This is a genomic window from Brevundimonas aurifodinae (assembly GCF_040195595.1).
GTDB classification, from domain to species: Bacteria; Pseudomonadota; Alphaproteobacteria; order Caulobacterales; family Caulobacteraceae; genus Brevundimonas; species Brevundimonas aurifodinae.
Genome location: NZ_JBEGDD010000015.1, coordinates 21,460 through 34,299, shown reverse-complemented (window position 1 = coordinate 34,299; position 12,840 = coordinate 21,460). Strand labels below are relative to the sequence as shown.

Sequence of the window (12,840 nt, the reverse complement as noted above, 5' to 3'; positions counted from 1 at the left end):
CGTGCCACGGTTCCGGCCGTGGCCCAGAGCTTCGACGCCGACAGCCGGTTTCCCGCCAACTCGCTCTACGAACCGGCCGTCCACCGCTTCGACCTCGAGATGCGCATCGAGCTTTGGCAGGGCGGCACACGCGGCGACTTCTCCCTGTTCGTGAACTCCAGGGACGGAACCATGGCCGTCCTGGACCCGGAACTGGCCCGCTGGGTCTTCGGCGCGCCCGAGATTCCCCAGACGACCCTCCATTTCGGGTTCAAGCGGCCGGGTGGCAGCAGCCTGGTCTGCGGCCGCCATGAACAGCACGGCGACGCCTGCATTCAGGCCGGGGGCATCCTCTATCAGGATCCCATCGTCAGCTTCCACTGGGAGCAGGAAGCGGTCATGGGATTCTTCGAAAGCGAGGTCACGACCCCGCAGCAGGCGCTGGAAGGCGAAGGGCCCTCAGACCATCTGCCCGTCACGGGCATGTTCGGCGAGCATCGGGCGACCCTGTGGCTGTCGCCCAGGTCCAGCGGCATCGCGACCCAAAGGCCCTTCCTCGGTTTCGGCGTCGGACTCGTGAAGGACTACCGTACCAACACCAACCGGATCGTTCGACAGTCCCGCATCGAGGGTGCCGGGCGCGACGGCGATGACCTGTTCTTTCGGCTCGTGGACGTCCGGCCGGCCAGTCGCTCCTTCGACACCGGCCGCTACGGTATGGTCTCGGCCTTCGGCGAGGACGCCCTCAGATCAGCCGCGGCCTTTCCGGTGCAGATCGAGGAACACCAGCGGCGGCTTCGGGCGCTCGAGGAAGGGCTCGACGCCTGCGGGGGCGCGGAGGTCGCGCGCAACTGCCGGGCCAGCCACCGGGAACGCATCCGCGCCGAGCGACAGGCCTTCGAGGACCAGGTGCGCGCGTGGGGCCGCGACCGTGGGCTGCCCGTGCCGGATTAAGACCCCAGCAGCTCGCGCCCGATCAGGAACCGACGGATCTCGTTGGTCCCCGCGCCGATGTCGTACAGCTTGGCGTCGCGCACCAGACGTTCGACCGGCCAGTCCCTGGTGTAGCCCGCGCCGCCCAGGGCCTGGACGGCCTCCAGCGACACCTTCACCGCGTTTTCCGAGGCCAGCAGGATCGCCCCCGCCGCGTCATAGCGCGTGGTCAGCCCGGCGTCGCAGGCCTTGGCCACGGCATAGACATAGGTCCGGGCCGAGTTCAGGGCGACGTACATGTCGGCGATCTTGCCCTGCATCAGCTGGAACGATCCGACCGGCTTGCCGAACTGCTTCCTGTCGCGGACGTAGGGCAGGACCACGTCCAGCGCGGCCTGCATGATGCCCAGCGGGCCCGCCGCCAGCACCGCCCGCTCATAGTCCAGCCCGCTCATCAGCACCGCCGCCCCGCCGCCGACCGGGCCCATGACGTTCTCCTCCGGAACCTCGCAGTCCTCGAACACCAGTTCGGCGGTGTCGGACCCGCGCATGCCCATCTTGTCCAGCTTCTTGGAGACGCTGAACCCCTTCATGCCCCGCTCGATCAGAAAGGCGGTGACGCCGCGCGAACCCGCCGCCGGGTCGGACTTGGCATAGACGACCAGGGTGTCGGCCGAGGGGGCGTTGGTGATCCAGAACTTGGTGCCGTTCAGGACGTAGCGATCGCCGACCTTCTTCGCCTCGGTCCGCATGGAGATGACGTCCGAGCCCGATCCGGCCTCCGACATGGCCAGCGACCCGACATGCTCGCCCGAGATCAGCTTGGGCAGATAGCGGCGCTTCTGCTCATCGGTGCCCCAGCGACGGATCTGGTTGACGCACAGGTTGGAGTGGGCCCCGTAGCTCAGGCCGATCGAGGCCGAGGCGCGCGAGACCTCCTCCATCGCCACGACGTGCTCGAGGTAGCCGAGGCCGAGGCCCCCCCATTCCTCTTCGACCGTGATGCCGTGCAGCCCCAGGTCGCCCATCTCGGGCCACAGGTCGCGGCGGAAGGTGTTGGTCTCGTCGATCTCGGCGGCGAGGGGGGCCAGCCGGTCGGCGGCCCAGCGTGCGGTGGTGTCGCGAATGGCGTCGGCTGTCTCGCCGAGGCCGAATTCCATCGATTGGGGGGCGTTGGGAATGCTCATGCCTTGCGCCCTAGCATGATCCGCGGCCGCGAGGGGAGAGGCCTAGCGGTCGCCCCCCGGCAGGCCGAAGCGACGATACAGATTCAGTGACGACACGCCGACGCAGGCCACGCCGATCACCGCGAGGACCCAGCCGATGATGCCGGTCTCGTCGCCGCCGCCGTGTTCGGACGCCAGGCGGAAGGCCGCCATCGAGGCCCCGAAGGCGGTCAGGCCCACGGCCCCCATGATGACGAAGGCGCCGGTCTCGCTCCAGTCGAAGCGTTCGGGCGGCTCGCCCTCGAAATCCGCGCGTCCCAGGGGCTGGCCACCCTGCGTCAGGGCCAGGTCGTCGCCGAACAGTCCGGCCTCGGGCTGGGCGATGGCCTCGGCCTCCTGACGCTCGTCGGCGGTCCACGACGGGCGGGCGAAGACGGTCGGCGGCGCGTCCTCCGGCGAGGTCAGGACCAGGGTCTCGGCCGGGCTCGCGGCCTCGGCGGCGGCGGGAGCGGTCTCTGTGATCTCCTGCACCGGCGCGGACGCGGGCTGCAGGAAGGGCAGGGGGCCGATGATCGGCGTGCCATAGGGCGCATAGCGCTGGGCGCTGAAAGCGGCCACGTCCAGGGCGGGCGCCTCGGCGGGGGCCGCCGCTTCGCCGACGATGGCGTCGTCCGCGGCGACCGCCGGACGGGGCTCCATGGACAGTGTCTCGGAGGGGGGCTCTGTCGCGCCGTGGAAGGGCTCGTCGGGGAGCGCCGATGTGTCGGCGGGCTCCACGTCGGCCCCGGTGTCGTTGGCCGCGACGCCGACGGAGGGCGCGGCGTGGAAGTCTTCCGCCGCGACCGAAAGGTCACTGGAGTCCGTCGGCGGCGCGGCCTGATCGACGGCGACGGGTTCAGAAGTGACCGGGCCTGGGGCGAAGTTCGGCACGATGGCCTCAGGCTCGCCCAGCAGGGCCGCGAGGGCCGCGCCCCGGCTGTCGACGGGTTCGGTCGCCTCGACGGTCTCGGGTGCGACATCGGCAGAAGACGGGGGTTCGGGCGCGATCACTTCGGCCGGGGCTTCCGGCTCGGCAACGGGCGCGGTCAGCAGTTCGGCGAGCGAGATCGCGCGTGACGGATCGGCGCCGAACAGCGCCCGCTCGGCGGCGCGGCGGCGCAGTCCGGCCGAGGGCACGTCTGCGGCGGGCCAGGCCATCATGGCTTCGGCGGCCTCGCCGGGGGCGCCGCCGATGAGACGGGCCAGGACGTCGGAGCTCTCGAACCGCTCGCGGCCGACGGAGAAGCCGAAGCTCACCAGGGCGTCGAACTGGTGCTGGTTGACGCCCCCGGGCGCGGCGTCGTTCACGCTCTTCTCGATCGGCAACAGATCGTAGCGCAGCAGCAGTTCGGCATCGGTCTCCGACACCGTCGCGCCCTCGCGCGCCGACAGGGTGTGGCCGTAGCCGATGATCCAGCCGCCTTCCGCGCGCTGGACGGCGCGGGGGCGAAAACCCTCGAAGCTCTTGATCAGGACGATCCCTTCGCGGGAGATCTTTCTGACGGGGGTGGATGCGTCGGACACCGGAGAATTGACCCAAATCGAGACAGGACGGCTTGGCCTCGCCGATCCTCTCGCAAGGCCCGGGCCGTCCCGGTCGTCCTACAACAGAATGACGCCGGCGAGTCCGAGGAAGGACAGAAAACCGATCGTGTCCGTGATCCAGCTGACGAACACTGGCGAGGAAACAGCGGGGTCCCGGTCCAGCCGTTCCAGCAGCAGCGGCACCAGCGTCCCGGCCAGGGCCGCGGCCAGCAGATTGATCACCACGGCCAGACCGATCGTCAGCGACAGCAAGGGCTCCCGGAACCAGACCCAGGCGATCCCGGCCAGCAGGATGCCCACGGCGGCTCCGTTGAACAGGCCCACCATGATCTCGCGACCCAGGATGCGCGGCGTATTGGCCGAGGTCAGTTCGCGCGAGGCCAGCGACCGCACCGCGACGGTCAGGGCCTGGGTCCCCGCATTGCCGCCGATCGAGGCCACGATCGGCATCAGGATCGCCAGATAGACCAGGGCCTCCAGTTCGTCGGCGAACTGTCCGATCACCAGAGAGGCGAAGACCGCCGTGCCAAGGTTCACCACCAGCCACGGGATGCGCGAGCGGACCACGCCGAACACGCCCGCGCCCCGGCTCTCGTCGGACACGCCGGCCAGGCGCAGGATATCCTCGCGGTTCTCTTCCTGGATGATGTTGACGATGTCGTCGACGGTGATCTGGCCCACCAGCCGCCCGCCCGCGTCCACGACCGGCGCCGAGATCAGGTGGTATTTCTCGAAGATGTAGGCGACCTCTTCCTGATCGGTGTCGGCCGCGATGGCGGTGACCGGCTCCATCAGATCGGACAGCTTCACCGTCCGCGCCGCCCTCAGCAGGCCGCTGATCGGAATGCCCCCGACCGGCCGGTTCACCGGATCGACGACATAGATGTCGAAGAACAGCTCGGGCAGGTCCTCGCCCTGGGCCCGGACGTGGTCGATGGTGTCGCCGACGGTCCAGAACAGGGGCGCGGCCATGACCTCGCGCTGCATCAGGCGGCCGGCGGTGTCCTCGGCATAGCCCAGGGAGTTCTCGATGGCGGCCCGGTCGACGGCCGGCATGGCGGCCAGGACCTTCTCGCGCTGATCGTCCTCCAGGTCCTCGACCACGGCGGCGGCATCGTCGGAATCCAGCTCCTGCAGCGCCTCGGCCAGGGTGCCCGGGGCGACGCGCTCCAGCACCTCCTCGCGGATGCCGTCATCCAGCTCCGGCAGGGTCTCGGCCAGCAGCTCCGGCGGCAGCCACAGGACGACGACCGCCCGGTGCTCGGCCGTCAGGAAACCCATCAGATCGGCGACGTCGGCGGGGTGCAGGTCCTCCAGCAGCGCCCGTAGCCGCAGGCCGTCGCCGTCGTCGGCGGCGTCGACGACCTTCTCGACGAAGCCTGCGGTCAGGACATAGTCGTCGTCCAGCGCTTCGTGATCTTCGCTGACCTGGGGGTCGAGAGTGGCGGTCTGTTCGCTCACGCGGGGGCCTCCCTCTCTCGATGTCGATCAGCTGTCGCCGATGCGAGCGTCCTGGACGGTTCGGCGGGTCCATCGCGGAGCGCCGTTCATGGGGCGTCTGTCGGCCAAGCCGGACCGGCGGTCAAGCGGGCCAGAGGCGCTTGTTGGCGAAGGCATGGCCCGAGCCGGATTTCAGATATCTTTCAAACGCAGCGGCCTGCGTCCGCTCCGAGAAGGCGATGTAGGTGACCAGACGCCATGGCCGGTACTTGGCCGTGTGACTGGACTTGCCGCCGTTGTGCTCCGCAAGGCGAGTCTTGAGGTCCGACGTCACGCCGATGTACCGGCGCGAAGGGTCGTCCACGCTCTCGAGAAGATAGACGTAATGCAAGGCGGCTAGCCCCTGAGTAGCCCTGCACGATCAAGGCTTCACAGACATCCTGCTTACGCCTTCTAGAGCGATCAATCCCGCGAAGCCTGGTAAGGGCCTCGCTGCTATAGCCCTGCTTCGCCAAGGCTTCGCAGGGCATCCTGCTTCTGCCCTTTCGAGCTCCGCAGGACTTGTCCTGCGAAGCCCGTCAGGGCGAAGCAGGATGGTGCGGTCGAGAAGACTCGAACTTCCACGGGTTGCCCCACAGCGACCTCAACGCTGCGCGTCTACCAATTCCGCCACGACCGCTCGCATCGGAGCGGGGGCTGTAGCGGAGGTTGTCCGGGAAGGGAAGGGGCTCGTGCGACCGATCAAGCGGCCCTCTGTCGTGGATCATACAGCCATCGGCGCACCTTCACGGCCTTGATCCCACTGGACTGAGCGTGGCCCGGGTTGATCAGGATGTTCGCTTCCTCCGGCACGATCACCGACGGGACGATTAGAAGCGCTGAGGTGCCGGACCGGAGCCACAGGTCGCCGAGGCCGATGCTGGCACGACCCGCCGGTTCGGCGTCCCACCCGACCGGGACGCTCCCGACTGTTTCCCGACGGGCCTGCTTCCAGACCGAGGCGGGTATCGTGATAGCGACGAGGTAGCGATTGAGCGGCAGAGTCTTGCCAAGGTGCGCCATGGTTTCGAGACAGGCGAGTGCGCGGGCCTGCGACGCATAGACCATCGCCAGACCCTTGCTGTTCCAGCGTCCGCCGGTCGCCTTGGCTCCCGCACCAGTCAGGTCGTCGGCTTCGTAGGTCGGCGTGTCAGCCGCGATCCGCCAGACCGTCGTGTCGCTCAAGCATAGGCTCCGCTCTGCATGCGGCCCAGGGTATCCGATACCAGAGCCTGACCTTCCAGTGTGTCGAGAAGTTCGACGGGCTTGCGTCCTCCCAAGGCGGCCACAGGCTCGTTGAGCCATTCCGACAACCAGGCGGAGGCGTCGAAGTCGGGCGAACTTCCCGACTCGCTCACAATCGCCTCGACTTGGCCGATCAACTTGGCCAGGCCTAGCACGCGCTCTCCTTCGTCTGGAGACAAGGCCTGCTGTCGCGCAACCTTTCGGTTCATGGTGGCGGGCGCCAGGTTCAGGGCCTCGTATCCGGCGTCCCGCCTGTCCCACAGGGCAGCCATGACCCGCCTCGCATAGACGGCTGACACGCCGCGCTTGACCAGGCTGATGCGTTCCATCGGGGTGGATCGATAGACGGTGACGTAGTCTGGCTCCAGTTCGAAGGTCAGAGGCTCCGCGGACATGATTGCTCCTTTGAGCAATCAAGATGGATCATTTGATCGTCGGGTTCAAGGGCGGCCCTACGCCGCTCCGGCCATGAAGTCGTAGACATCCGCCGCGCGGGTCACGGTGATGGCGATGCGGTCCTCGCGGATCTCGATCTGGCCCCGCGCGACGGGGTGGTTGTTGGCCAGGATCCAGACCTCGTCGTGCTCGGTGGCGTCCAGCGGAATGACCGCGCCCCGGCCCATCTTCAGCAGTTGCGACATAGGCAGCACCGATCGGCCCAGCACGACGGACAGTTCGACGTCGACGGCCTCGACCTGGCTCATGGAGACTCCGGATACGCTGGAGGGTACTGGCGACTGATCTTGCATTGGCGGCCCTCGGGCTCACATTGGAGCGATCATGCTTGCCGAGCCGTTAAGCGCCGCCGTTTCCTCGCTGATTCGTCCCGACGGCCGCCCGGTCGAATGGGTCGTGGCCCCGGGGCTCGTCCCTTATGACGACGCCGTGGCCGAGATGGAGGCGCGCGTCGCGGCGATCGCGGCGGGGGAGGCGGCCGAGCGGGTCTGGCTCTTGGAACATCCGCCGCTCTACACCGCCGGCGTTTCGGCACGCGACGACGACCTCCTGGCCCCCGACCGGTTCCCGGTCCACCGCACGGGGCGGGGCGGGCAGTTCACCTATCACGGGCCGGGCCAGCGGGTGGCCTATGTCATGCTGGACCTGAACCAGCGGGGCCGCGACGTGCGCGGCTTCGTGCGCGGGCTCGAGGCCTGGCTGATCGGGGCCCTGGCCCAGTTCGGCGTCGAGGCCGACGTGCGTGAGGGCCGCGTCGGCGTCTGGGTCGAACGTCCGCTCGGCCGGAGGATGACGACGGGCCCCGGCTGGAGCCGCGAGGACAAGATCGCCGCCATCGGGGTCAAGGTCCGCAAGTGGGTCAGCTTCCACGGCATCAGCCTGAACGTCGAACCCGACCTGGATCATTTCGCAGGCATCGTGCCCTGCGGCATCGCCGAGCACGGGGTCACCAGCCTGGTCGATCTCGGCGTGCTCGCGACCATGGACGAGGCCGACGCCGCGCTGAAGACCAGCTTCCGGCAGGTGTTCGGCCCCGTCGAGGGCTGAGGCCTGGCGCGCTCACCCGTGCGGCGCGACGTGCTCCCACACCTTCGAGATCACCACCGAGCCCTCGCCTACCGCCGAGGCGACCCGCTTGACCGATCCAGCCCGGACGTCGCCGACGGCGAACACACCGGGACAGGACGTGGCGTGCCCGTCCCGCGTGACCACGAACCCCTTGTCGTCCAGCTGGACCAGGTCGGCCAGCCAGCCTGTGCGCGGCGCGGCCCCCACCATGATGAACAGTCCCCCGACGGGAACTACGCTCTCCTCGCCCGCGCGCCTCAGGGTCACGGCGTCCAGCCGCTCGTCACCATGCAGGGCCGTCACCTCGGCCTCGAACTGGATGGTGATGGCCCCGTTTTTCTGGATCCGCTCGATCAGATAGTCGGACATGGAGGCGGCCAGGGATTTGCCTCGCACCACCAGATGCACATGCTCCGCTCGCCGGCTCAGGAACATGGCCGCCTGGCCCGCCGAATTGCCGCCGCCGATCACCACCGCCTGCCGTCCCGCCAGATACCGCGCCTCCAGCTCCGTCGCGGCATAGGAGACGCCCGCGCCCTCGAACGCCTCCAGACGCTCCAGCGGCAGCCGCCGGTACTGGACCCCGGTGGCCACGACGATGGCCCGCGCGCAGACCAGGACGCCGTCGTCCAGGCAGATGTCGAACCAGCCGTCGCGGCGATCGACGCGGGTGACCCGGCGCGGCACGGCGAACCGTGTGCCGAACTTCAGGGCCTGGATCTCGCCGCGCGCGCACAGGTCCGACCCCGAGATTCCCGTCGGGAACCCCATGTAATTCTCGATCCGCGACGAGGTCGCCGCCTGGCCGCCGACCGCCAGTTCGTCGATCACCAGCGCCTTCAGCCCCTCGGCCCCAGCATAGACCCCCGCCGCCAGTCCCGCCGGCCCGGCTCCGACGATGATCACATCGAACTTCGCGCCTTCCTCGACCGCCAGATCGAGGCCCAGCCGTCTCGCCACGCCCCTTGGCGTAGGATCATCGAGCACAGTGCGCTCGCCCAGCACCACCACGCCTTGGCCCGCGGGAATGCCGCAGCGCGCGGCCAGAGCCTGTGCCTCGACGCTGTCGAGGGCATAGGCGCGATACGGCAGCCGGTTCTGAGCGGCGAAGGCCTCGATCCGGGCGATGTCGCGGTCCGCCTCGGGCCCCAGCAGGGTCAGCCCCGCCTGGCCGCTTTCGATCAGGCGCCGCCGCCGCGCGGCGAAGACGGTGACGATCAGGTCGCCCATCTCGGGAATGTCGGCCATGGCCTGGAGCAGGGCGGCGCGCGGAACCCGGATGGCCGTCAGGGGCGTGACCGCCCGGTTGGTCAGCTGGGCCGCGCCCCCGTTCAGCACGCTCATCTCGCCCGTGAACTGGGTGGGCCCCAGGCTGGCGTTGCCGTACTGGGTCCCGCTGACCTCGTCCCAGGCCACCGCCTCGCCTTCCAGGATGTAGAAGACCGCGTCGTTCGTCGCGCCATAGGTGACCAGGTTTTCGCCTGCCTCGAACCGCACGACCTCGCCGACCTCGCGCAGCTTGGCGACATGGCTGGGGGCCAGGGGCGTGCGGACATAGGTCGTCAGATCGACGGCGGAACTTTCCATGTGCGGGTCCTCGCTGGCTCGCGTGGGGAGGCACGCGAGACGCGATAGAGCGGCCAGCTTGGCCGTGATGCAAGGGGGCGGCGCTTCGTTAGGGCCGGGAATGGTGGATGCGACAGGGATTGAACCTGTGACCCCCTCGGTGTGAACGAGGTGCTCTCCCGCTGAGCTACGCATCCATGCCATCGGGGAGGCGGGGACATAGCCCGCGCGGTCCGGGGTGGCAAGCGCCTCGTCAGCCCGCCATCGCCTTCAGGACGTAGTGGTCGACCACCAGCATGTCGATCGCCTCTTCGATGTCCTCGAAGGCGTCGACGATGACGTCGGGCTCCAGGTCCTCCATCGGCACGGGGGTGTAGCCGAAGGTGACGCCGATCACCGGACAGCCCGCGTCGCGGGCCGTGCCGACGTCGGGCGCGGCGTCGCCGACCATGATGGCGCGGGCCGGATCGCCGCCGACCTTTTTGACCGCCTCGACCAGATGCGCGCCCGAGGGCTTTCTGGCGCTGACCCGGTCGGGGCCGACGATGGCGGCGAAATGACGGGTCAGGTCGATCTTGCCCAGCAGCAACTCCGACAGGTCCGACCGCTTGTTGGTCACGACCACCAGGGTCGCGCCGCGCGCCGCCAGGGTCTCCAGCGTCTCGACGACGCCGTCATAGGGCACGGAGTGGTCGGCGATATGCTCCACATAGTCGGCGAGGAAGGCCTCCAGCAGCGCCGGGTCGCGCGCCGCCTCGACCGAGGCCCCCGCGCGTTCGAAGCCGTGGACCAGCAGGGCCGTGGCCCCCGCCCCGATCAGGTCGCGCGCGCCCTCGACCGCGCAGGGCGGCAGGCCCTTCATGGCCAGCATCCGGTTCAGCGTGCCGATCAGGTCCTCGTGCGTCTCGACCAGGGTGCCGTCCAGGTCGAAGCCGATGGTCCAGCCGATCAGGTCCTGTTCGATCATCGATTCACCTCGTCATCCTCGGGCTTGACCCGAGGATCGGACCATCAGCCACACCGTTCTTCGGAGCGTCGCGAACGCGTCTCGGCTGCCGGCGCCTGCGTTGCACGGCGTCCGATCCTCGGGTCAAGCTCGAGGATGACGGTTCTAATGACGGTGCGCGCATTGTAGACGACGCGTAACGCTCAGCCGGACCGATTCATGACCAGACGCGCCGCCATCATCCTCGCCGCCGGCCAGGGCACGCGCATGAGGTCGCCCCTGCCCAAGGTGCTGCACCCCGTCGGCCACCGGGCCATGCTGGACCATGCCATCGACGCCGCCGAGGGGCTGGGGTGCGAGCGGATCATCGTCGTGGTCGGCACCCACTCGCCCGAGGTTCGCGCCCACGTCGAGCGTCGTCTGGGCGCCCACGCCATCGCCGTCCAGGACCCGCCGCTCGGCACCGGCCACGCCGTCCGCGCCGCCGAGGCCCTGCTGGCCGATTTCGACGGCGAGGTGGTCGTGACTTACGGCGACGTGCCCCTGCTGCGCGCCGCCGACATCGCGCCGGTGTTCGGCGGCGAGGGGGTAACCGTGATCGGTTTTGAGGCCCGCGACCCCGGCGCCTATGGCCGTCTGGTCATGGAGGGTGACACCCTGGCCGCCATCACCGAGGCCAAGGAGGCGTCGCCTCAGGTCCTGGCGCTCACCACCTGCAACTCCGGCGTCACGGCCGCGCCCGCCCGGCTGTTGTTCGAGCTGCTGGGCCGCGTCACCAACGACAACGCCAAGGGCGAATACTATCTGACCGACGTCGTCGCCCTCGCGCGCGGCCAGGGGGCCCTGACCCGCGCCGTCATGGCCGCTGAGGACGCCGTCATGGGCGTGAACGCGCAAGGAGAACTGGCCCAGGCCGAGGCTCTGTTCCAGCAGGTCCAGCGCGACGCCTTCCTGGCCGCCGGCGTGACCATGAGCGCGCCCGACACCGTCCATTTCGCCTGGGACACCCAGATCGGCGCGGGAACGGTGATCGAGCCCTATGTCGTCTTCGGCCCGGGCGCGAGGATCGCCGAGGGGGCCCGCATCCGCAGCTTCTCCCACATCGAGGGCGCGACGGTGGCCTCGGGCGCCGAGGTCGGTCCCTACGCCCGCCTGCGCCCCGGCGCGGACCTGGCCGAGGACGTCAAGGTCGGCAACTTCGTGGAGGTGAAGGCGGTGCGGATGGAGCGGGGCGCCAAGGCCAACCACCTGTCCTATCTGGGCGACGGCTCGGTCGGTGCGGGGGCCAACGTCGGTGCGGGCACGATCTTTTGCAACTACGACGGCTTCAACAAGGCCCGCACCGAGGTGGGCGAGGGGGCCTTTATCGGCTCCAACAGCGCGCTGGTGGCGCCGGTCTCGATCGGGGCGGGGGCGATCGTCGGATCGGGCTCGGTCATAACCGAAGACGTTCCGGCCGATGCCATGGCGTTCGGGCGGGCGCGGCAGGTGGTCAAGGACGGGGCGGGCGCGGTGTTCCGCGAGAAGGCCAGGGCGAAGAAGGAGTCTAGACGATGATCCTCCCCAGCAAGCGCAGCGCAGCGGGGGAGGGGGACCGCCCGCAGGGTGGTGGAGGGGGCGGCCCCAGACGCCGGCGTGCGCGGCTTGCCCCCTCCACCGCTTCGCGGTCCCCCTCCCCCGCTTCGCGAGGGAGGATTGTCCGTGTCTGACCTCCAGAAACGCCTCGCCGGAGAGGCCGCCGCACTGCGCGTCGAGCCCGGCATGGTCGTCGGCCTCGGCACCGGCTCCACCGCCGCCTGGTTCGTCAAGGCGCTGGCGGCGCGCGGCCTGACCGACCTGCGCTGCGTCCCGACGTCAGAGAAGACCGCCGACCTCGCCCGCGAGCTCGGTCTGCCCCTGACCACGCTGGAGGACGTCTCCCGCATCGACCTGACCGTCGACGGCGCCGACGAGGTCGGGCCCGGGCTGGCCCTCATCAAGGGCGGCGGGGCGGCCCTGCTTCGCGAGAAACTGGTGTGGGAGGCGTCGGACCGCTGCCTCGTCATCGCCGACGCGGCCAAGGTGGTGCCCGTGCTGGGGGCCTTTCCCCTGCCGATCGAGGTCGTCGCCTTCGGGCACAAGGCGACCGCCAACCGCATCATGGACGTGCTGATCGATCACGAGATCGCCATGCCCGCCCGCCTGCGCCAGGCCGATCGCGGCGTGGTCCGCACCGACGGCGGCAATGTGATCTACGATGCGAAATGCCAGGCCATCCACGACCCCGTCCGCCTGGCCGACGACCTGAAGCTGATCACCGGTGTCGTCGAGCACGGCCTGTTCCTCGACCTCGCCGACGAGGCGATCATCGGGGGGGCCGACGGCGTGGAATTGTTGACCCCCTAAGCCTTGCCGCGAGCCTTTCTGGTCCCTACCTCC

At 69.4% G+C, this 12,840-nt stretch carries 13 protein-coding genes, 2 tRNA genes and 1 pseudogene; 4 read left to right on the top strand and 12 right to left on the bottom strand.

The window, feature by feature from the left end; genetic code table 11:
* Positions 1-18: 18 nt before the first annotated feature.
* Positions 19-933: a hypothetical protein gene (locus ABN401_RS15060; protein ID WP_349685687.1), complete on the top strand. Its 915-nt coding sequence runs from the start codon at positions 19-21 to the stop codon at positions 931-933.
* Here the strand turns inward: ABN401_RS15060 and ABN401_RS15055 are convergent.
* The 8 genes from ABN401_RS15055 to ABN401_RS15020 form a co-directional block, all read right to left on the bottom strand.
* Positions 930-2,099, bottom strand: a complete 1,170-nt coding sequence (locus tag ABN401_RS15055) for an isovaleryl-CoA dehydrogenase (RefSeq protein ID WP_349685686.1) — start codon at positions 2,097-2,099, stop codon at positions 930-932. The genes ABN401_RS15060 and ABN401_RS15055 overlap by 4 nt on opposite strands.
* A 42-nt stretch (positions 2,100-2,141) precedes the next feature.
* Positions 2,142-3,641 carry a lysozyme gene (locus ABN401_RS15050; protein WP_349685685.1) on the bottom strand — a complete coding sequence of 500 codons (1,500 nt, stop codon included), beginning with the start codon at positions 3,639-3,641 and terminating at the stop codon, positions 2,142-2,144.
* 78 nt (positions 3,642-3,719) lie between these two features.
* A complete protein-coding gene (mgtE, locus tag ABN401_RS15045) occupies positions 3,720-5,123 on the bottom strand; it encodes a magnesium transporter (RefSeq protein ID WP_349685684.1) in 1,404 nt (467 codons plus the stop codon).
* A 121-nt stretch (positions 5,124-5,244) separates the two neighbouring features.
* Entirely contained in the window at positions 5,245-5,493 is a 249-nt protein-coding gene (locus ABN401_RS15040) for a GIY-YIG nuclease family protein (RefSeq protein ID WP_349685683.1), read from the bottom strand.
* A 203-nt stretch (positions 5,494-5,696) separates the two neighbouring features.
* A tRNA-Leu gene (locus ABN401_RS15035) sits at positions 5,697-5,781 on the bottom strand.
* Positions 5,782-5,843: 62 nt separating this feature from the next.
* The gene (locus tag ABN401_RS15030) at positions 5,844-6,326 is read right to left on the bottom strand and encodes an RES family NAD+ phosphorylase (RefSeq protein ID WP_349685682.1); all 483 of its coding nucleotides are present in this window, start codon (positions 6,324-6,326) and stop codon (positions 5,844-5,846) included.
* Entirely contained in the window at positions 6,323-6,781 is a 459-nt protein-coding gene (locus ABN401_RS15025; RefSeq protein WP_349685681.1) for an Xre family toxin-antitoxin system antitoxin, read from the bottom strand. The genes ABN401_RS15030 and ABN401_RS15025 overlap by 4 nt, the downstream gene beginning before the upstream one ends.
* 57 nt (positions 6,782-6,838) lie before the next feature.
* On the bottom strand, positions 6,839-7,135 hold the full coding sequence (locus tag ABN401_RS15020; RefSeq protein ID WP_349685680.1) for a FliM/FliN family flagellar motor switch protein: 297 nt from the start codon (positions 7,133-7,135) through the stop codon (positions 6,839-6,841).
* Positions 7,136-7,166: 31 nt separating this feature from the next.
* On the opposite strand from ABN401_RS15020, the gene lipB reads away from it, so the two are divergent.
* Positions 7,167-7,889, top strand: a complete 723-nt coding sequence (lipB, locus tag ABN401_RS15015) for a lipoyl(octanoyl) transferase LipB (RefSeq protein ID WP_349685679.1) — start codon at positions 7,167-7,169, stop codon at positions 7,887-7,889.
* Positions 7,890-7,901: 12 nt separating this feature from the next.
* On the opposite strand, the gene ABN401_RS15010 is transcribed toward lipB, so the two are convergent.
* From ABN401_RS15010 to ABN401_RS15000, 3 genes are all read right to left on the bottom strand, one after another.
* Positions 7,902-9,497, bottom strand: a complete 1,596-nt coding sequence (locus ABN401_RS15010) for an FAD-dependent oxidoreductase (protein WP_349685678.1) — start codon at positions 9,495-9,497, stop codon at positions 7,902-7,904.
* 101 nt (positions 9,498-9,598) lie between these two features.
* Positions 9,599-9,673 (bottom strand) — tRNA-Val (locus tag ABN401_RS15005).
* Positions 9,674-9,729: 56 nt separating this feature from the next.
* Positions 9,730-10,443: an HAD-IA family hydrolase gene (locus tag ABN401_RS15000; RefSeq protein WP_349685677.1), complete on the bottom strand. Its 714-nt coding sequence runs from the start codon at positions 10,441-10,443 to the stop codon at positions 9,730-9,732.
* 198 nt (positions 10,444-10,641) lie between these two features.
* On the opposite strand from ABN401_RS15000, the gene glmU reads away from it, so the two are divergent.
* Positions 10,642-11,979, top strand: coding sequence for a bifunctional UDP-N-acetylglucosamine diphosphorylase/glucosamine-1-phosphate N-acetyltransferase GlmU (gene glmU, locus ABN401_RS14995; RefSeq protein WP_349685676.1), 1,338 nt, complete (start codon positions 10,642-10,644; stop codon positions 11,977-11,979).
* A gap of 52 nt (positions 11,980-12,031) precedes the next feature.
* Here glmU and ABN401_RS14990 read toward each other — a convergent pair.
* Positions 12,032-12,118 (bottom strand): annotated as a pseudogene (locus tag ABN401_RS14990) (hypothetical protein); the annotation flags it as partial.
* A 5-nt stretch (positions 12,119-12,123) separates the two neighbouring features.
* Between ABN401_RS14990 and rpiA the strand changes: the two are divergent.
* Positions 12,124-12,807, top strand: a complete 684-nt coding sequence (rpiA, locus tag ABN401_RS14985; RefSeq protein WP_432763570.1) for a ribose-5-phosphate isomerase RpiA — start codon at positions 12,124-12,126, stop codon at positions 12,805-12,807.
* The last annotated feature ends 33 nt before the right edge of the window (positions 12,808-12,840 follow it).